The following is a 19,297-nucleotide window of genomic DNA, read 5'->3' on the forward strand; positions in this document are numbered from 1 at the left end:
GCCACTTTCTGACCGCAATGAAAGAGAGTCTGGAGCCATGGCGAACACGAGTGCACGGATGCTGCGGCTGCTGTCGCTGCTGCAGACCCATCGCTACTGGCCGGGCTCCGAACTCGCCGACCGCCTCGAGGTCAGCGCCCGGACGCTGCGCCGCGACGTGGACCGGCTCCGCGAGCTGGGCTATCCGGTCGACGCCGCCCGCGGCGTGGCCGGTGGCTACCAGTTGCAGGCCGGGGCGGCGATGCCGCCCCTGCTGCTCGACGACGAGGAGGCGGTGGCCATCGCGGTCGGCCTGCGCAGCGCCGCGGCGGGCGCGGTCGCCGGCTTCGAGGAGACCTCGGTACGCGCGCTCGCCAAGGTGATCCAGTTGCTCCCGCCCCGGTTGCGGCGCCGCATCGACGCGCTCCAGGCGGTCACCACGCCGGGGGTGTTCGGTGGCGGCCCGGTTCTCGACGCGCTCACCCTGACCACCCTCGCCATGGCGTGCCGCGGTGAGGAGCGGCTGCGGTTCGACTACGCCCCGCGGGAGGGCGAGGCCGCCCGCCGGCACGTGGAGCCGCACCGGCTGGTGTCGCTGGGCCGCCGGTGGTATCTGGTGGCCTGGGATCTGGATCGCGGCGACTGGCGCAGTTTCCGGGTGGACCGGCTCACCGCCCCGGAGCCGACCGGCGCGCGGTTCCGCCCGCGCGAGCTGCCCGGCGGCGATCCGGTGGAGTGGCTGCGCTCACGGATGCGGACCATCCCCAGCCGTTACGACGTGTCGGTGGTGATCCAGACCGATGCCGCGACGATCCGTGGTTTCGTCGGCAACTGGGGCCGGGCCGAGGAGCTGCCGGAGGGCGGCTGCCGGCTGCGGATGAACGTCGACGACCTGGGCTGGCCGGTGATGGTGCTCGGTGTGCTGGCCGTGCCCTTCACCGTGGAGTCGCCCGATGAGCTGCGTGACCTGGCGCGCCGCACCGGGGAGGCCCTGGTGCGGCACGCGGGCTGACGACTATGGACGGACCGGCGCCCCCGTGGCGCCGGTCCGCAGGGAAGAACTTAGCGACGGGGTACGACAAATTTCTGTCATGTTTAAGTGAGCGCTTATATAGATGTCACCGGCTGCGGCGCACCGACGCGGTGAGCTGGAGAACCTGCTCGGTGGTGAAGGTCCGTGGGGTCATCACCCGGACGATCGAGCGGTCGGCGAGACGGGTCTGCACCATCCAGAAGTCGCGGGCCCGGAAGAGGTCGGCCGGGCGGCCCTGCACGGTCACCTTCGTCGCCTTCTCCAGGCCGTCGATCTCCGCCGCCCGGAAGAGCGGCTTCGACCTCGGCGCCCACTGCACGTGGAAGTCGGTCTCCGGGTGCACGGGATCGCGGTACATCAGGATCGCCTCGTCCTTGAAGGCGGCCAGTTCCCAGCCGTCCGGGACGAGTCCCACGGTCACCTCGAAGTGCAGCCGCTGCGGCCGGTCCCGGACCTTTCCGGCCAGGTCGATCAGGGCGCCGGGGGTGCCGTACCGTCCCTGGCCGGTCAGGCGCAGCCACACGCCGTCGCGATGCTCCCAGACCAGCGTGAGCGGAGGGCGGCCGTCGTCGGCGGTCCCGTTGAACGCCACGATGCGGCCGGGGCGGCCGTCGATCTCGACGTCGATCACACCGGCACCGGACAGCGCGCCACCATCGTCCTCGGTGGTGCTGTTCAGATAGACGTCGCTGCGGTCCTCGGCCAGGTAGACCGCGATCACCGGGCCACCCGGGTCGGCGGTGAAGACCGCGTCGCCCAGGCCGGAGATCGTGTACGGGAAGGCCGGAGCCGTGGCTGCCACCAGGCGGATCGCATCGGTCCCGGTTCCGCTTCCGGTGCCGGTGCCGGTGCCGGTGCCGGGACTGGCGGGAGCGGTGGTCGTGGTCGGCGGCGTGGTGGTGGGTGCGGCGTCCGGGCGGGCGGCGGGGCGGGGGATCACCACGACGGCGACGGTCACCGCACCGGCCAGGGCGAGCCCGGCGATCGCCAGACGGCGGGCCGGGAACGACCGGCGGCCCGGGACGGCGGCCGGGTCCATGCCGGCGAGCAGCCGGGCCCGCGCCGAGGCCAGCGCCGCATCGGACACGTCAGCGGCGTCCGGGCCGTATCGGTCGAGCAGCTCCAGGTCGTTCATTTCTCTCCCTCCGAGGGCATGGCGACAGCGAGGACGGCACGGGTCACCTTGCGGGCCCGGTTGATCCGCGAGCGGACGGTCCCCAGCGGGATGCCCAGGGTGGTGGCGATCTCGGCGTACGAGAGCTGGGCATAGGCCAGAAGCAACAGCGCGTCGCGGTCGCCCGGCTTGAGTCTCGCCAGCGCCGCGGCCAGATCGGCGCGGAGGGCCGCGGCGTCGACCCGCTCGTCGGCCCGTTCGTCGTCGTGCGGGGCGGGCTGCTCCCGGGCGGCCCGGGCCAGCGCCCGGTAGTGCCGCTCCTCCTGCCGTACGTGCCGGTGCAGCACGTTGGTGGCGATGCCGAACAACCAGGGCCGTACCTCCAGGCCGAGTGGCTGGTAGGCGGCCCGTCTGCGGAAGGCGATCAGGAACGTCTCGGCGAGCAGGTCGTCCGCGGGCGCCCCGATCCGGCGGGCCAGATAGCGGTGGATCGCCACGGCGTGCCGGTCGAACAGCGGCGCGAACTGTTCCGGCTCCCGCACCGATTCCTGGATCAGCACGTCGTCGGCGAGGTGCATCGGTAACGAGCGTAGGTCGTTCACACCCGTTGATGCCCGCAACGGCCGATCCGGTTCACGCCGACTGTCAGATCGGCCGGGAGAACCGCCACGACCAGGCGTTGTCGGCCTCGGTGGAACCGTAGGTGCGGCGCCGTTCGACCTTGCGGAAGCCACGCGCCTCGTAGAACGGGATGCCCAGTTCGTTGCCGTCCAGCGCGGCGACCCACATCTCGGTGGCGCCCAGCTCGCGCAACTGCCCGGTGACCCGGTCCAGCAGCAGGGTCCCGAGGCCGCGGCCGCGCTCGTCCGGATCGAGGTAGAGCACGAACAGCTCGCCGACGCCGGGCCTGAGGAGACCGCCGCCGGCCGCGCCCAGGACCCGTCCGTCCTCCTCGGCGACCTGGTAGCCCAGCCAGCCGGGAGGAGCCGCGGGGACCTCTTTGGACACCCGCTCCACCTGGTAGAACTCCGCGATCATGCGCTCGATGAACGCGCTGCTCAGCAGGGCCGGATAGGTCCGCCGGTAACCCCGTGCGCAGATGTCGGCGATCGCCTCGGCGTCCTCGTCACGAGCCGCTCGTACCACTGCCATCCGCCGAGGATAGGGCGCGCTGCCGGATGTGGTCGTCGTGCCACTCGGAGCCGACCCGGAACCGTTTCACCCCGACGATCTCGAAGCCGTGCCTGGCGTAGAACTTCGCGGCCCGCACATTGCGCTGGTTGACGCCGAGCCAGCAGCTCGCGGCGCCGGTCCCGGAGGCGGCGGCGAGCGTCGCGGTCATCAGCGCGGACGCGGCCCCGGTGCCGTGCCGCTCCGGCGCCAGGTAGAACTTGCTCAACTCGATGCTGCCGGCCTGCTCGACCACGGCGGCCACGTCCGGGTCGGTGATCGGGCCGCCGGCCAGCATGGAATAGCCGGTCGGCTCGCCGTCGACGGAGACGATCACCAGGATGCGCGCCGGGTCGGCCAGGTAGCCGGCGAAGCTCGCCACCGACAGGTTCGTCGCGACGAACGCGTCGATGTCGGCCTGGGCGGTGCCGGGTGGGCAGGCCAGCCCGAACGTCCGTGCGGCCAGGTCGTGAAGGACCGGTTCGTCACCTGCGCGAGCGAGACGTGTGATGGTCGTCATAGCCTAACTGTTTACAATCTTCAGAGTGAGCGATCGGACGCAACGACTCGGCGATGTTATCCCCCGACCGGCCTCGGTGCGGCCGGTCCCGGCCGCATCGTTCGCGATCATCGACGGCGGTACGGCGGTGAGCGCCCCGCCACCCCTCGAAGGCGTCGCCGCGCACCTGGGCCTGCCCCTGGCCGCCGACGGCGCGATCGCTCTGGCGCTGGACGAGGCGCTCCCCGCCGAGGCCTACCGCCTGGAGATCACCGCCACCGGCGTGACCCTGGCCGGCGGCTCCCCGCAGGGCGTCTTCTGGGGCGTGCAGACGCTGCGCCAGCTGGGCCGGGAGCTGCCCGGCGGTGTCATCGAGGACCACCCGCGGTACGCCTACCGCGGCGCGATGCTCGACCTGGCCCGGCACTTCTTCACCCCCGCGCAGATCAAGGCGCACGTCGACCTGCTGGTCCAGTTCAAGATCAATCACCTGCACCTGCACCTCACCGACGACCAGGGCTGGCGGCTGGAGATCCCCGGCTGGCCCCGGCTCACCGAGGTCAGCGGCGGCCCGGGCACCGGCGTCGACGGGGCCGGGCCGGGCTTTCTCACCCTCGGGGACTACGCCGACGTCGTCGCGTACGCGGCCGACCGGTTCGTCACGATCGTTCCTGAGATCGACATGCCCGGCCACGTGAACGCGGTACACGTCGCCTATCCGGAGCTGACCGCCGACGGCCGGCCGGTCGCGCCGCGTACCGACGCCGAGGTCGGCTACTCCTCACTGGTAGCCGGCCGCGAGGAGACGTACACCTTCGTCGAGACCGTGCTCAAGACGGTCGCCGGCCTCACCCCCGGCCCCTATCTGCACATCGGCGGCGACGAGTGCCTCTCCACGCCGCCGGAGGACTACCGCACGTTCCTGGAGCGGGTGCTGCCGATCCCGGGCCGGTTCGGCAAGAGCGTGATCGGCTGGCACGAGATCGCCGGCGTCGACCTGCCCGAGGACGCGGTCGTCCAGTACTGGCGGATCGAGGCCACCGACGACGCCGTGGCGCGGGCCGCCGCCGACGGCCGCCGGGTGATCGTCTCCCCGGCCGACCGCACCTACCTCGACATGAAGTACGACGCGGACACCCCGCTCGGGCTGGACTGGGCCGGGCATCTGAGCGTCGAGCGCGCCTACGACTGGGACCCGGCCGAGCGCCTGCCCGGGGTCGGCGAGGACGCCATCCTCGGAGTGGAGGCACCGCTCTGGTCGGAGACCCTGCGCAGCGTCGACGACCTGCGCTATCTCACCTTCCCGCGGCTGCCCGCGGTCGCCGAGGTGGCCTGGTCACCGCGGGACGGCCGGGACTGGCAGTCCTTCCGGGAGCGGCTGGCCGCCTTCGGTCCCCGCTGGACCGCCGGCGGAATCAGCTTTCACCGCTCACCGGAGATCGACTGGCACTGACCGCGGGCACCGGTGCCGACATCCGGTGCTCCGGCACCACGAGGCGGATCCGGTCGCGGGGCCGTGCCGGGATCCGGGACAGATCGATCCCGGTGTCCTGCGGCGGCAGGTAGTGGTCGAGTGCGGCGAGCCGGCGCGACAGCGTGCCCAGCAGCGCGATGGTGATCTTCTCGCCCGGGCAGCGGTGCCCGGTCCGGGGATCGCCGCCGCCCTGGGGGATCAGATCGAACTCGCCGATCTCGCGATCGAGGAAACGGTCCGGGTCGAAGCGGTACGGATCGGTCCACAGCTCGGGGTCGTGATTCTGGCCGTAGACGTCCAGCAGCACCAGCGTCCCGGCCGGGATCGGCTCGCCGTGGAAGAACAGGTCACGGGTGGCCCGGCCGCCCAGGAACGGGGCGAACGGGTAGAAGCGCCGCACCTCGTGCGTGAACGCCAGGGTGTATTCGTCGTCGCCGGCCCGTAGGCGGGACTGGTGCCGCGGCCACATGTCCATGGCGTGCGCGGCGAACGCGACGAACCACGCCACGGCGATCGCCGGGCGGATGACGTTCAGCAGTTCGACGGCCGCGACCCGCGGGTCCAGCGGCGTGCCGTCGTCGCTGTGGTGCGCGATCACCGACAACGGGCTCGTGGTGAGCGGCTTCTCGCGTACCCCTGAAATGATCTTCGAAAGACGGTGTTCCTGGGCCCGTCGTGCCACCAGCGCCCGCGCCGCGCGGGGACCGGCCGTCGCGAACCCGTCCACCATCGCGACGCAGTCCCGGGCGAGGGTCACGATCTCGCGATCCTCCAAGGGCATGCCGACCCAGCGCGACACCGCCCGCGCGATGACCCGCGCCGACTCGTCGAACAGGCGCACCGGCGGCCCGCCACGCCAGCCGTCGGCCGCCGCGTCGAACTCCTCACCGGCGATCTTCGCGAGCCGGTCGATGCCGTCACCCGACAGCAGCGACGTGAACAGCGCCTTGCGCCGCAGGTGATCGTCGCCGTCCAGCGTGTGCACCGCGCCCGCACCGAAGAGGGTGTGCACCACCAGGCCCGGCAGTGCCGTGTGCCGCTCCAGGTTGCCCGGCGCGTAGAAGAACCGGGCCGCGGCGGCACCACAGACGCCCACCGCCGGTTGTCCCATCACCCGGGTCCGGACCGGTCCGCCACCCGCCCGGCGGCGGAGATCCGGCAGCCACGCGTACCCCTTCAGAGCGACGGCCAGTGTCTGATCTAGGTCAGCCATAGCCGTCGTATTACCCACAGCGCGGGCACGAAACGGTTACGCACGGTTTTGGCCCTAGTCTGGGTGGCCCACCGGGCGGGAGGAGCGCGGGTTGAGCAAGGGTGCACCAGGGGCGGGGCGGTCGGCTGCCGCGCTGGCCGGGTTCCTCGTCGTCGCCGGAGCGCAGCTCGCCGTCGTGCTGGCCGCCCTCTGGGCGGTGCTGTGGCTGCTGCCCGGCTCACTCGCGCTACGGATCGGCGCGCCGCTCAGCCTCGCCACGTTCGGCACCCTGGCGTACGCCACCTGGCGCGCCCTGCACAGCCGGCACCGTACCCCCGCCGGCGTGGCCGTCGGCCGCGACCAGGCGCCCCGTCTGTGGGAACTGGTCGACGATGCCGCGAAGGCGGCCGGGGTCGCCCCGCCGGCCGGGATGACCGTCGTCGCCGACGCCACGGTGGCCCTCGGCGAGCGCACCCACCTGCTCGGCCTGATCGGCGGGCGCCGTGACCTCTACCTGGGCCTGCCGCTGCTCCAGGCGCTCGAGCCGGACCGGCTGACCGCCGTCGTCACGCACGAGCTGGCACACGGGTCGGCCGCGCTGGGGCGGTGGGCGCCGCTCGCCTACCGGGGCCGGATCGCGGTCGGCCGGGCCATGCCGCGGATCTCCCGGCGCGGGCCGGCCGGGATCCTGCTGCGGATGTACGCCGGGTTCTACCGCCGGATGGACACGCCGTTCAGCCGCGCCCAGGAACTGGCCGCCGACCGGATCGCCGCGGCGCACGCCGGGACCGCGGCCACCGTCGCGGCGCTGCGGGACCTGCCGGCGCTGGCCGGGATGCAGCGGCTGTTCCACGCCGAATACGTGGGGCCCGGATGGCAGGCCGGATTCGTGCCGGACGACGTGTTCGGCGGGCTCCTGCGGGTGCTGGCGGCCCGGACCACCGAGATGACCATGCTCCGCGCCCGGGATCCGGAGCCGTCGGGGCCGTGGGACACCCATCCGCCGCTGGCCGAGCGGATCGCCGCCCTCTCCACGTCACCCTCGTCGGCCTCGCCTTCCACGCCTGCCGCATCGTCTGCATCTTCTGCACCGTCGACGCCTTCCGCACCGCCCACGGCCTCCGCGCCTTCCTCGTCGTCCACTGCGGATATCCCGGCCGCGCCGTCGCCCGCGGCATCGGAGCCGGATGCCGCCGGGTCGCCCTCGCCGGACCCGGCCGGGTCCTCTGCACCGGCGGCGGTCGAGGAGAAGCCGGCCGACGATCTGGTGCCGGATCTGCCGGCGCTCGGGCGGGCGCTGCAGGCCGTCGCCTTCCCGCCGGGCGGGCGGGCCGTGGTGAGCTGGGACGAATGTCTCAGCGTCGCCCGTACGTCCGAGATGGAACGGGAAGCCGAGGCGGCGCTGACGTCGATCTCCCGGGCCGTCGGCAGCCCGGTCCCGGACGCCGGGCGGTTGCTCGACCTCGCCGCCGACGGCCGGCTCCGGACAGCCGCCGAGGCGGTGTTCCCGGAGGCGCCGGCGGAGGAGACCACCGCGCGGATCGTCGAGCTGCTCGGCCTGATGCTGGCCCTCGCCGCGCTGCGCAGCGGGGTGGCCCGCTGGCGGCACAGCTGGACCGGCGCGGCCGAGGTGGTCGGCGCCGACGGCACCTACCTCAACCTCGCCGAGCTGGCGGCCGGGGCGGCCGACCCGGAGACCACCGAGGCGGTCCGGAAGTGTCTGACCGAGGCCGGTGTGGACCTCGCCGCGGCGGCGTCCAGGCCGGGTTCGGCGCGCGCCCGGGTCCTCGGTGGACTGGTGAACCTGTCGGCGGACGGGGCACGTACCGACGTGCTGATCACCGATCTCGGCCTGCTGCTGGTGCCGGGGCTGCCGCGAGGCCGGGGACCGGAGTCGAAACGGCGGCTGACCAGGATCGCGGCGGACGGTGTGCCGGTCGGCGGGATGGCGGCGCCGGAGAGTGAACCGGCCGGTGCCCCCGCGGGTGACGGGCTTGCGCCGCCCCATGGGGGACGGTTCGTGCCGTTCGCCGACGTCGCCGGGGTGACCACAGTGCCCGGTCGGCGTAAGGGCTGGACGCTCGGGATGCGCGCGGGCGGGGAGTTGAGCCTGCGTTCGGCGTTCGACACCGATGAACTGCCCGGCGGATGGGCGGCCTGGGACGAGGCGGTGACCTTCCTCGCCGGGACCCGCTGAGGCCCGCTCCAACCCGATGAGGTGATCGGCTGAACCCGTCGGGGCCCGCTCCCGTACCCGAAAGTGCACGCAGTCGCGTGTGCGACGGATGGGTAACCGGAACGTCACTTCGGGTCACAATTACCCCAACGATTTGTTCGCTTCATGTACGTCCGGAATGGGTAGGCATGCTGCCGGACGAGGCGAGACGATCGTCGGGCGACGCGGGAAGGGGCCGGCATGGAGCGAGGGCCGTTGGCGCTCTTCGGAGCCATACTCGCGGTCGGCGTCGGTCCCGCTCTGTGGCTCGGTGCCCAGCTCGGCGCGGTCAATCTCGCCCCCGGTCAGCGTCCCGCGCCGGTCGGTGAGCAGTTCCCCGGCGTCGACATGGACTTCGGCGGGGCCGGTGCGGGCGAGCTGCCGGACGACGACGAGCCACTGATCACGTACACGTACACGCCGCTCACGCCGGCCACCTCGGCCACGTCGGTGAAGCCGTCCCCGGTGGCGACCGGTGAGTCTCTGCCCAGCCGGACCGTGCCGCCCGCGCCTCCGCCACCGGTGCCGACGCCCACCTCGGCCACGCCCCCGTCCTCGTCCTCGTCGTCCTCGTCGAATCCGTCGGCCGACCCGTCCGCCGGCGGTTCGACCACGCCGTCGGTCGAGCCCAGCAACTCCGTCTCGTCGTCGGCGTCCGCGGTCCCGGAGTGAGTTCGGCGTCCGCGGTTCCGGAATGGGCTCGGCGTCCGCGGTCCCGGAATGAGCGAGGAGGGGGAGCCGGCCGGCTCCCCCTCCTCGTCGGCCGGGGGTCAGAGCCCCAGCAGGCGATCCAGGATGTCGCGGTAGCCGCGCAGCTCCACCCGCAGGGATTCGGTGTCGTCGGTGCCCTTGGCGACCGACCCGCGGTGGTCACGCAGAGCCTGGGACAGCTTGTCCACGGCCTCGTCCACCAGACCGGCGGCGTCGGTGGTGGCGCCCTTCGGGTCGTCGACGAAGCGCAGCTGCACGTCGCGCCAGCGGTCGCGCAGCGGCTGGGTGTCGGCGGACGGGAAGAACGGCAGCGGGCCGGTTCCGGCCGGTGTAGCCGCCACCGGCGTCACCTCCGGCCGCGAGTCGGCGTCGGCCTCGTGCGTGAGGTGCGGGTCGTCGAACGTGCCCCGGTCGTCCAGCGCCGCGTCGACCGTGGTGTCGTCCTTGCGCTCCTCGCCGGTGACCGGCTCGTCCCGGTCCGGGTGGACCTCGTCCGGGTCGCCCTTGTCCGGTGTGTCCTTGAGGTGCTCACCCACGACCGGCTCGTTCCGGTCCGGCTCGCCGTCGTCGGGCAGTTTGTGCTTGGGTGCCGTGTCGTCCGGCAGCTTGTGCTTGGGCGCCGTGTCGTGGTCGCCGTCGATACCGCGATCGCGGGCCACCTCGTCGCTGAACGCCACGGTCGGGTCCGCGCTGCCCGGGATCCGGTGGGTGCGGTCCGGGTCGTCGTCCGGCCGGACGGTGCCGGCCGGGGTGTCGCCCACGGTGGAGGTGTCCGCCGCGGCGGACGGGGATGCCGGGTCGGTGTCGTGCTGCCAGGGCGAACCGGCCCGCTGCTGCGGGAGGGGGGCGGTGGTGTCGGGGTCGGCGGGGCGGTCGGTCTTGTCGTCGACGTTGTCCTGGGCCTCGTTGGAGAAGAAGCGCATCGTCGGTGCCTCCTCAGCGGCTGGGTTCGGTGGTGGTGTCGGGGCGGGTGGTGTCCTCGGCCGCCGGCCGCGGCGCGGGGGTGGTGTGCGCGACCGGGTTCTCACCGAGCAGGTCGGCGAAGAGGGCCCGGTAGTGGACCAGCGCCTGGCGCAGGTCCTCGGTCTCGGCCTGCCCGTCGCGGCTGCGCCGGCTGATGTCGTGCGCCGAGCGGTAGTGCTCCAGGGTGGCGGCGTGCTCCACGGACAGGTCGGCGAACCGCTCGTCGTAGTCGCCGGTCGGGTAGCCCCGCTCGGCGATCAGTGCCGTGACCAGCTCGTCAGCGGTCGAGACCGCCTCCTGCGGGTCGTCGACGAAACGGATCTGGACCTCTTCCCAGGCGGCGGAGTAGCGGGTGCGCGACTCGGGGGAGAGGGGCTTGAGCTCGAGCTGCGCGTGCCGCTTGGTGCGTTCGAGCAGCTCCTTCTCCGCATCGGTGCGGTTGCCGGTGTCGGCGACCACACGGTCGTACTCGGGGCCGAAGGTCTGCCGCAGCCGGCGACGGCGCGCGGCCTGGACACCGAACACGATCGCGGCCAGCACCAGTAGGACGACGACGACGATCAGGACGATGGTGGCGGTGTCGGACATCAGGTTCCTCCTTCTTCGGTCCCTGTATTCCCATCCGGCACCACGCGCCAATCCCGTCCGCGCGAACTGCGCGCACCAGGGTCGTAATCGGGCAGTGTGCGGGGGCACAGTGTCGTAAGCCCGACGATCAGTGAGAAAAAGATCGCGACCCGTTCTGCCTGGACAAACAGGAGAGAGGGCCGCGATCCGGCGGGGTCGGGCGCTAGCTGAGACGGACGTCATTACGTATTCTTTGCCAGCGTTCGCCACGGGCGTACCGGTCGTTCCCCCGTTCACGGCGGCCGGCGCCACGGGTGGTCCGCTGATCGTTCCCTGCCGAACCCCTTCTGGCGGAGCTTGATGAGAAGCCGCAACTGGTCGATCCGTTCGAAGATCATCGCGATGGTCGCGGTGCCGCTGTCCGCGTTGCTCGCGATCTGGATCTTCGCGACCGCGGTGACAGCCGGCCCGGCCTTCACCCTGCTCAACGCGCGTGACGCGGTGCAGAAACTCGGTGATCCCGGACTGCGGTTGATCGCACAGTTGCAGCGCGAGCGGCATTTCTCGGCCATCTACCAGGCCACCACCCGCCCGGCGAAGACCGAGCTGGGCCGGGAACGCGACACCACCGACCGGATCATCGACGAGTTCCGCCGGGCCGCCGCCGAGACCGAGATGACCGACAATCTGCGCATCGAGGTGGGCGAGTTCCTGACCAAGGTCGACGAGCTGGGCCCGCTCCGCCAGGAGGTCGACGAGCGGCGGACCAGCTACCTCTACCTGGTGCAGAAGTACGACTCGATCATCGAGTTGGCGTTCGACGTCTCCCGTACCGCCGCGGTGTTCTTCAACGACCGGGTGGACCGGGAGATCCGTGGCCTGATCGCGACCTTCCGCGGCCTGGAGTATCTGAGTCGCATCGACGCGCTGCTGGCCGGCGCGAACGCGGGCGGCCGGATCGACAACAAGACGCGCGAGACCCTCATCGAGTACATCGGCGTCGAGCGGTACCTGCTCGGCTCCGGTGTGGCCGACATGCCGGAGAGCTCACAGGACGACTACGCCCGGCTGATCATCCACCCGACCTTCATCGACCTGGACATCCTTCAGAACAAGCTGCTGGCGCAGAACTACGCGGGCGGCGCACCCCCGGTCTCCGGCACCGAGTGGCAGCACGCGTACGACTACGCGGCCCAGGAGCTGCGGCTCTTCGGCGAGCGCACGATCGCGCAGGTGTCCAAGGACGCCACCCCGTTCGCCGTCGACATCCTCGGCAAGCTCGGTCTGGCCGCCCTGCTCGGCCTGGTCGCCCTGGGCGCCTCGGTCTACGTCTCGGTCCGGCTCGGCCGCTCGCTCGTCGGGCGCCTGATCCGGCTGCGGCGCGACGCGATCGAGCTGGCCTCCGAGCGGCTGCCCACGGTGGTACGGCGGCTGCAGCGCGGCGAGATGGTCGACGTCGGTGCGGAGACGCCCCCGCTGGAGTACGGCCAGGACGAGATCGGCCAGCTCGGCCGCGCCTTCAACGACGTGCAGCGGACGGCCGTGCAGTCCGCGGTCGAGGAGGCCAACGTCCGGCGCGGTATCAACGAGGTCTTCCTCAACATCGCCCGGCGCAGCCAGACGCTGCTGCACCGCCAGCTGTCCCTGCTGGACAAGATGGAGCGCCGGGAGACCGACCCGCGCGAGCTGGAGGACCTGTACCGGGTCGACCACCTCGCCACCCGGATGCGGCGCCACGCCGAGGACCTGGTCATCCTCGCCGGTGCGGCGCCCGGCCGCGGCTGGCGCAACCCGGTCCCGGTGATCGACGTGGTGCGTGGCGCCATCAGTGAGGTGGAGGACTACAAGCGGGTCGACATCCGCACGATCGCCTCCTCGTCACTCGTCGGACGTTCCGTCGGCGACGTGATCCACCTGCTGGCCGAACTGATCGAGAACGCGGCGTCCTACTCCCCGCCGCACACCCGGGTCCAGGTGACCGGCCAGGCGCTGCCCAACGGCTATGTCGTCGAGATCGAGGACCGCGGCCTGGGCATGACCCCGGAGGCGATCACCGAGGCGAACCGCCGTCTGGTGGAGCCGCCCGACTTCGACCCGGCGGACAGTGCCCGGCTCGGCCTGTTCGTGGTGGCCCAGCTCGCCCAGCGGCACAACATCCGGGTCTCGCTGCGCGCCTCGTCGTACGGCGGCATCACCGCGGTGGTGCTGGTCCCCGGCGAACTGGTGGCCGGGTTCGGTGGCCGCACCGACGAGCCGGCCACCCCGCCGTGGCCCGGCAGCGGTGAGTTGCCGCAGCTCACCGGCACCGGCCGTGGCCCGGCGCCCGACGACGTCCCGGCCATCGCCGCGGCGCCGGCGGAGGCATCGTCGCTGAACGGTCAGCACCGTACGGCGCCGGAGATCACCGGTCCGGCACCGAGCACGGTCGCCGCCGAGCTGAGCGCGGAGGGCCTGGTGCAGCGGCGACGGGTGCGTAAACCGACGCTGCCGGCGCCCGCGGTGAACGGCTCCGCCCAGACGGACAAGAAGGTCGACCTGTCGGTGCTCGACGAGTTGGCCGCGGGTCTGCCGGTGATGCCCCGAGCGGTGCCCCGCAACTCGGCGCCGGCGGCACCCGCCGAGGTGGAGCCTGATCCGGCCGAGGTCACGCAGGTGATCCCGATGATGGGCGCGGCCGCCCCGGCCGAGGAGAAGACCGCCGAGATCCCCGGCGAGACCACCGGTGAGATCATCGGGGACGACGGGCTGCCCCGGCGGGTCCGGCAGGCGAACCTGGCGCCGCAGTTGCGCAAGCCGGTCGTCGAACCGGAGCCGACCGCCCCGACCCGCAGCCCCGAGCAGGTGCGTTCCCTGATGAGCGCCCTGCAGACCGGTACCACCCGGGGCCGCGCCGATGCGGCCCGCACCGAACCCACCGGGTCCGTGCCGCCGGCCGCCGGACACACCGCGCAGCCTGACGACGCGACGATCACCGATGCCGCTAACGTCAGTTTCCCGGCTTCCGCGGACCCCGCGGCGGACGGGCAGAAAGCACCATCCGGGCCGGAGGCCGGCGTGAACGGCGAGCACGCCGATGGTCCCGGGGAGAACCTCATGCTGGAGAAGGACGCATAAGTGGCACAGACGAAGCAGAGCGCGAATCTCACCTGGCTCCTCGACGACCTGGTCGAACGCGTGCCAACCGCGAACCAGGCGGTGGTGCTGTCGGCCGACGGCCTGATGCTGGGGGCCTCGGCGGCGATGGACCGCGAGGACGCGGAGCATCTGTCGGCGATGGCGGCCGGTTTCCAGAGCCTGGCGAAAGGGGCCAGCCGGCACTTCGAGGCCGGGCCGGTCCGCCAGACGGTGGTGGAGATGGAGGAGGCCTTCCTCTTCGTCACCGCCGCCGGTCAGGGCGCGTGCCTGGCGGTGCTGGCCTCCGCCGACGCGGATCTCGGCCTGATCGCCTACGAGATGGCGATGCTGGTGACCCGGGTCGGTCAGACCATGGCTGCCCCGGAACGGTCGGTAATGACACCGTCCGACGTCTACTGAGCAGCCGCGTGTGACTCACGACTGGCTGGACAATGACGCGGGCCCGGTGGTGCGTCCCTACGCGATGACCGGGGGACGCGTCGCTCCGGTGGACTGCGACTTCGACCTGGTCGCGTTCGTCGTGGCGACGGTGCCCGACCTCACCTCCGGCCGGCAGTTGCAGCCGGAGCACCACGCCATCGTGGCAGCGGCCTGGGAGCCGATCTCCGTGGTCGAGCTGGCTTCTCAGCTCGACCTGGCGGTCGGTGTCGTCCGGGTGTTCCTCGGTGATCTACGCTCAGCGGGTTTGATCTCGCTGTACGAACCCCCGGCTGCCTCGCAGCCGCATGACGTCGACGTACTCAAGGCGGTTGTCAATGGACTCCGTGCGCTCTGACCGTAACGGCGGATCGTCGCGCATTCCCGTCGCTCTCAAGATCCTCATCGCGGGTGGGTTCGGGGCGGGAAAGACCACGATGGTCGGATCGGTCAGTGAGATCCGGCCACTCCAGACCGAGGAGATCCTCACCGGAGCCGAGGGCGCCGACGACGTCTCCGGCGTGGAGACCAAGACCACCACGACGGTGACCATGGACTTCGGCCGGATCACCATCACCGAGGACCTTCAGCTCTACCTGTTCGGTACGCCCGGCCAGGACCGGTTCTGGTTCCTGTGGGACGAACTGTCGCAGGGTGCGCTCGGCGCCGTGGTGCTGGCCGACACCCGCCGGCTGGCGGACTGCTTCCCGTCGATCGACTACTTCGAGCAGCGCGGCACCCCGTTCGTGGTGGCGGTGAACTGCTTCGACACCCAACTCCAGCACGCGCCGGAGGCGGTGGCCCGTGCCCTCGACCTGGACCCGGGTGTCCCGGTCGTCCTCTTCGACGCGCGCGACCAGGTGGCCGCGCGCAACGTGCTGATCGAGCTGGTGGAGTACGTGGCACGGCGCCAGATGGCCGCCGCGGCCACCCGCTAGAGCGCGACCTGCTCCGGCGGGACGCAGACCAGCCACGGGGTGAGCCGGCGCACCGTTCTCGCCGGCAGCAGGCCCCGCTGCGCCAGATCGCCGGGGCTGGTGAACGGCCCCCGCTGATACCGGTCGAGGATGATGTGATGCGCCTCGATCGGGCTGATCCCGGGTAGCCGGGCCAGTTCCGGTCCGGGCGCGTGATTGAGGTCGACGAGCCCGCCGTCGTCGAAGGTGCGCAGGAGGTCGGGCCGCCCGATCCCGGCCTGTCGGGCGCCGGCCGGGTTGATCAGCGCGAACTGGCGCGCCATGTGCCGTTGCGCCCGGGCCCGCCGGCTGTCGCCGGGCAGCGCGGCGAGGATCGCCCCGTGCACCGCGGAGACCGGGACGAGCAGCAGGTGCAGCATCAGGGCGGCGTCCTCGGACGGGCTGGTGTATTCGGCCTCCAACGGACTGGGGTCGACCGTGTACAGGAAGATCACGGTGGCCCAGACGATGAGGTAGCAGGCGAGGGTGATCGCCTCCCGGAGGGTCCGCCGCTGGAACGTCGCGTACGCGAAGTACACCCAGCTACCGAGTGCGCAGGTGACGACGGGAAGCAGCCCGGCGAGGACGACCTCGGCCCACGGGACACCGTCCCGGCGCGGCGGGAGCGGGACGCCGGGCAGCGGCACCGGGTACGGATGGGGCTGCGGCGGATACGGCTGCGGTGAGAGCGGCCGCACCGCGGTCGAAGCCGGGGACACCGGTGCGGCGGCGACCGGTACCGGGGCGGTCGGTGCCGGTGGAAGCGGATCGGCCGGGACCGGTTCGTTGCGCAGGATCCGCCGGTGTGTCTCCTGGAGCCGTTCGCCCGGCTCGACGCCCAGTTCGTCCAGAAGGTACTCACGGGCATCGCGGAAGACGGCGAGCGCCTCGCCCTGTCGTCCGCTGCGGTACAACGCGATCATCAGTTGTGCCCGCAGCGCCTCCCGCAGCGGGAACTCCTGCACCAGCCGGGACAGTTCGGACACCAGCCCGGCGAAGCCGCCCCGGGACAGCTCGATCTCCGCCCACAGCTCGCAGGCGCTGGCCCGCTCCTCGATCAGCCGGGTCCGGGCGGAGTCGAAGATCGTGCCGGTCAGACCGCCGAGGGCCTCACCGTGCCAGAGGTCGAGCGCGTCGCGGGCGATCCGGGCGGCCTCCTCCAGGCGACCGGCGCGGCGCTCGGCGTCGGCGCGGGCCAGCCGGTTACGGAAGTCCTCGGCGTCGAGTGCGCCGGCCTGCAGCACGTACCCGCCGTCGGTCAGGGTCAGCAGTTCGCCGGGGGTGCGCGGGGACCGGTCGGGGTCGAGCACGCGCCGCAGGCCGGCCACATACTTCTGCACGACGTTGGTGCCGTTCTCCGGGGGATCGTCACCCCACACGGCGTCCACGATGCGGTGCGTCGGCACCGGCCTGCCGGTGCTCAGCAGGAGCACGGCGAGGACGGCACGTTGTTTCGCCGGACCGAGGTCGATCTGCCGGCCGTCCCTCAAGGCCCGGACGGGGCCCAGCACCTCGAACCGCAGCGGGCCGGACCCGGACTGGTCGGTCACCGGCACCCCCTGTCTGACCTGCTCTTTCCCGTCGACGGCAGCGGAACGGCAGCCGGCAGCAGCATAGCCGCAGCGCATCGGCAGTCGTTCCCAGGAGTCTCTGTCCATCAACGCACCGCGGACCCCGTGAGGAAAGACAAGACGATGAACGTTCTCACCAAGCGCCTGGCTCTGACCGGCGCCCTGCTGATCGCCGGCGCCGGCCTGAGCGGGTGCGGCGCGACCGGCACCGTGCAGGAGACCGTGGAACAGGTCTCCGCCGCCACCACCCTGGCGAAGGGCGTGCCGGGCAGCGCCACCCCGGCGTTCCGTTACTCCGTCAAGGGCGCGCAGCAGTCGTTCACCGGTGTGCTGGACGCCCCGAACAAGTCGGTGACCAGTGACTTCTTCGAGAAGATCCCCGACTCCGACATGACGCTGACGATGAGGTTCCTGGTCATCGAGAAGCAGGCCTGGGCGAAGATCTCCTTCGACAACGCCCCGGCCGGGGCCGGCCTGCCGAAGTTCCCGAAGAAGTGGATGAAGCTGGACCGGGGCAGACTCTCCAAGGACTCGTCCGAGGACCTCACCTATGCCGGCGAGACCGACCCCGGCTTCGTGAGCACGCTGCTGACGGCCGGCGCGGACCTCAAGGAGACCGGCAGCGGCACGTACGCCGGGACCACCGACCTGACCCGGGCGACCGACGCCGAGATCGTCGACGCGGACACCCTCAAGGCCCTCGGTGCGAAGGCGAAGGCCGTACCGCTGGAGGTGACCCTCGACGGCGAAGGCCGGGTGATCAAGGCGGTCGTCCGGATCCCGGCCGCCGGCAAGGCGAAGGCGAGCACCTACGAGGTCGTCTACGACCAGTATGGCAAGGCGTCCCCGATCACCGCACCGTCGGGCGCGGTCGCCGCCCCCGCGGACGCCTACGAGCTCCTGAACGGCTGATCGGGGAGGACCGGCGGCACCGCCGCCGGCTGCGCGGGCGATTAACGGGGGTCCGCGCCGCCGGCGGCGGTGTCATGCCGTGCGTTCCCGGCGTCATGTGGTGGGATCGACGCATGGGTTCGAGCCATGAGTACGTCTTCGTCGGCTGCTACACCGGTGACAAGGGAGGTGAGGGGGACGGCATCACGCTGTTGCGGCGTGATCCGGTGACCGGGGATCTGACCCGGCTGGGGCTGGCCGCCCGTACCCCGTCGCCCTCCTTCCTGGCGCAGCACCCCACTCTCCCGGTCCTGTACGCGGTGAACGAGCTGGAACAGGGCACGATCTCCGCCTTCTCGGTGGCACCGGACTGCTCCCTGACCCCGCTGACGGTCCGGCCGACCGGCGGCGCGGATCCGTGTCACCTGGCGGTCACCGCCGACGGCCGGCACCTGGTGGTGGCGAACTACGCGAGCGGATCGGTGTCGGTGCACCCGCTGGACGCCGAGGGTGTGCCGGGTGAGCGCTGCGACTCGCTGACGCTGTCCGGTACCGGCCCGGATGCGGAGCGTCAGGCCGGCCCGCACGCGCATCAGGTGGTTCCGGACGGTGCCGACGTGCTGATCTCCGATCTGGGGTCGGACCGGGTGTGGCGATCCCGGCTGGACCCGAACACCGGCCGTCTGGGTCTTCCCGAGCCGGCGGTGGAGGCGAAGCCGGGCACCGGTCCGCGGCATCTGCTGCGATCGGCCGACGGCGCCCTGCTGCTGGTCGGTGAGCTGAGTGGCACGCTCAGTTGGTACCGCCCGGCCGGTACTCCGGTGCTCGAACCGCGTGGCGAGATCGCCGCGAGCACCTCCGACGGCCAGGTCTTCCCGTCGGAGATCACGATGGGCCGGGACGGCCGGTTCGTCTATGTGGCGAACCGTGGACCGGACACCGTCTCGACCTTCGCGTGGGACGGCGACAGTGTGACGTTGGTCGCCGAGGTGCCGGTGGGCGGCGTGTGGCCGAGGCACATGGTGCTGCTCGGGGATCACCTCTACGTAACCAATCAACGTTCACACAACGTGACCATTTTCCGCATCGACCCGGAGACCGGAATTCCCGGTCTCCAGGGCGAACCGACCGGCGAACCGACTCCGACCTGCCTACTCCGGTGGAATCCGCCGATGATCAGGCCATAGAGAAGTTCGGACATTGCGGCGTGTCGGTTGCGAAACATGTTCAAAACCGGCATGTCGCAGGTCAACTTTGATACAGATCGAGACGGCGTCATCACGCTCGGTGTTTTCTAGATCGGGAAGCGCCAATCTGAGTAATTTTCGTCCGAACGTATATGGCATTCAGCTTCGGACATGCGCACTATGGGACGCGTGTCTGGCCGCCATCGTAGAAACTTCAACTCAA

The 19,297-nt window shown here is 71.6% G+C and carries 18 protein-coding genes; 10 read left to right on the top strand and 8 right to left on the bottom strand.

Annotated elements, in window-relative coordinates:
• Positions 1-37: 37 nt before the first annotated feature.
• Positions 38-991, top strand: a complete 954-nt coding sequence (locus tag BC793_RS23185) for a helix-turn-helix transcriptional regulator (protein ID WP_170167260.1) — start codon at positions 38-40, stop codon at positions 989-991.
• A 106-nt stretch (positions 992-1,097) separates the two neighbouring features.
• Here the strand turns inward: BC793_RS23185 and BC793_RS23190 are convergent, their stop codons facing one another.
• The 4 genes from BC793_RS23190 to BC793_RS23205 all read right to left on the bottom strand — a co-directional run bounded on the left by BC793_RS23190 (position 1,098) and on the right by BC793_RS23205 (position 3,816).
• Positions 1,098-2,147: a hypothetical protein gene (locus tag BC793_RS23190; protein WP_109595564.1), complete on the bottom strand. Its 1,050-nt coding sequence runs from the start codon at positions 2,145-2,147 to the stop codon at positions 1,098-1,100.
• Positions 2,144-2,704: an RNA polymerase sigma factor gene (locus BC793_RS23195; protein ID WP_109595566.1), complete on the bottom strand. Its 561-nt coding sequence runs from the start codon at positions 2,702-2,704 to the stop codon at positions 2,144-2,146. Before BC793_RS23195 ends, BC793_RS23190 begins: the two co-directional genes overlap by 4 nt.
• A 67-nt stretch (positions 2,705-2,771) precedes the next feature.
• On the bottom strand, positions 2,772-3,278 hold the full coding sequence (locus tag BC793_RS23200) for a GNAT family N-acetyltransferase (protein ID WP_109595567.1): 507 nt from the start codon (positions 3,276-3,278) through the stop codon (positions 2,772-2,774).
• Positions 3,253-3,816, bottom strand: coding sequence for a GNAT family N-acetyltransferase (locus BC793_RS23205; protein ID WP_109595569.1), 564 nt, complete (start codon positions 3,814-3,816; stop codon positions 3,253-3,255). Before BC793_RS23205 ends, BC793_RS23200 begins: the two co-directional genes overlap by 26 nt.
• Before the next feature lie 25 nt (positions 3,817-3,841).
• Here BC793_RS23205 and BC793_RS23210 point away from each other — a divergent pair, with 25 nt between their 5' ends.
• Entirely contained in the window at positions 3,842-5,248 is a 1,407-nt protein-coding gene (locus tag BC793_RS23210) for a beta-N-acetylhexosaminidase (RefSeq protein WP_109595571.1), read from the top strand.
• On the opposite strand, the gene BC793_RS23215 is transcribed toward BC793_RS23210, so the two are convergent.
• Positions 5,211-6,482 carry a cytochrome P450 gene (locus tag BC793_RS23215; RefSeq protein WP_109595573.1) on the bottom strand — a complete coding sequence of 424 codons (1,272 nt, stop codon included), beginning with the start codon at positions 6,480-6,482 and terminating at the stop codon, positions 5,211-5,213. The genes BC793_RS23210 and BC793_RS23215 overlap by 38 nt on opposite strands.
• 91 nt (positions 6,483-6,573) lie before the next feature.
• On the opposite strand from BC793_RS23215, the gene BC793_RS23220 reads away from it, so the two are divergent.
• Together BC793_RS23220 and BC793_RS49705 are read left to right on the top strand one after the other, a co-directional pair.
• Positions 6,574-8,658 carry a M48 family metalloprotease gene (locus BC793_RS23220; protein ID WP_109595575.1) on the top strand — a complete coding sequence of 695 codons (2,085 nt, stop codon included), beginning with the start codon at positions 6,574-6,576 and terminating at the stop codon, positions 8,656-8,658.
• 219 nt (positions 8,659-8,877) lie between these two features.
• Complete coding sequence (locus BC793_RS49705) at positions 8,878-9,348, top strand: hypothetical protein (RefSeq protein ID WP_158319333.1); 471 nt, start codon at positions 8,878-8,880, stop codon at positions 9,346-9,348.
• Positions 9,349-9,446: 98 nt separating this feature from the next.
• Here BC793_RS49705 and BC793_RS23230 read toward each other — a convergent pair whose 3' ends face one another.
• Together BC793_RS23230 and BC793_RS23235 are read right to left on the bottom strand one after the other, a co-directional pair.
• Positions 9,447-10,310, bottom strand: a complete 864-nt coding sequence (locus tag BC793_RS23230) for a hypothetical protein (protein ID WP_109595577.1) — start codon at positions 10,308-10,310, stop codon at positions 9,447-9,449.
• A gap of 13 nt (positions 10,311-10,323) precedes the next feature.
• Complete coding sequence (locus BC793_RS23235) at positions 10,324-10,938, bottom strand: hypothetical protein (RefSeq protein WP_109595579.1); 615 nt, start codon at positions 10,936-10,938, stop codon at positions 10,324-10,326.
• Positions 10,939-11,277: 339 nt separating this feature from the next.
• On the opposite strand from BC793_RS23235, the gene BC793_RS23240 reads away from it, so the two are divergent.
• The 4 genes from BC793_RS23240 to BC793_RS23255 all read left to right on the top strand — a co-directional run bounded on the left by BC793_RS23240 (position 11,278) and on the right by BC793_RS23255 (position 15,407).
• Positions 11,278-14,031, top strand: a complete 2,754-nt coding sequence (locus tag BC793_RS23240) for a nitrate- and nitrite sensing domain-containing protein (RefSeq protein WP_109595581.1) — start codon at positions 11,278-11,280, stop codon at positions 14,029-14,031.
• Positions 14,032-14,451: a roadblock/LC7 domain-containing protein gene (locus tag BC793_RS23245; RefSeq protein ID WP_109595583.1), complete on the top strand. Its 420-nt coding sequence runs from the start codon at positions 14,032-14,034 to the stop codon at positions 14,449-14,451.
• Positions 14,452-14,515: 64 nt separating this feature from the next.
• Entirely contained in the window at positions 14,516-14,827 is a 312-nt protein-coding gene (locus BC793_RS23250; protein WP_239170272.1) for a DUF742 domain-containing protein, read from the top strand.
• Positions 14,808-15,407 carry a GTP-binding protein gene (locus tag BC793_RS23255; protein WP_109595587.1) on the top strand — a complete coding sequence of 200 codons (600 nt, stop codon included), beginning with the start codon at positions 14,808-14,810 and terminating at the stop codon, positions 15,405-15,407. The genes BC793_RS23250 and BC793_RS23255 overlap by 20 nt, the downstream gene beginning before the upstream one ends.
• Here the strand turns inward: BC793_RS23255 and BC793_RS23260 are convergent.
• Positions 15,404-16,975 carry an AfsR/SARP family transcriptional regulator gene (locus tag BC793_RS23260; RefSeq protein WP_158319334.1) on the bottom strand — a complete coding sequence of 524 codons (1,572 nt, stop codon included), beginning with the start codon at positions 16,973-16,975 and terminating at the stop codon, positions 15,404-15,406. The two genes, BC793_RS23255 and BC793_RS23260, sit on opposite strands and share 4 nt — an antisense overlap.
• A gap of 144 nt (positions 16,976-17,119) precedes the next feature.
• On the opposite strand from BC793_RS23260, the gene BC793_RS23265 reads away from it, so the two are divergent.
• Both BC793_RS23265 and BC793_RS23270 read left to right on the top strand, forming a co-directional pair.
• On the top strand, positions 17,120-17,908 hold the full coding sequence (locus BC793_RS23265) for a hypothetical protein (RefSeq protein WP_109595592.1): 789 nt from the start codon (positions 17,120-17,122) through the stop codon (positions 17,906-17,908).
• Positions 17,909-18,021: 113 nt separating this feature from the next.
• On the top strand, positions 18,022-19,074 hold the full coding sequence (locus BC793_RS23270; RefSeq protein ID WP_109595593.1) for a lactonase family protein: 1,053 nt from the start codon (positions 18,022-18,024) through the stop codon (positions 19,072-19,074).
• Positions 19,075-19,297 lie beyond the last annotated feature (223 nt).

Origin of the sequence: Actinoplanes xinjiangensis (assembly GCF_003148685.1) — a bacterium.
Lineage (GTDB): Bacteria > Actinomycetota > Actinomycetes > Mycobacteriales > Micromonosporaceae > Actinoplanes > Actinoplanes xinjiangensis.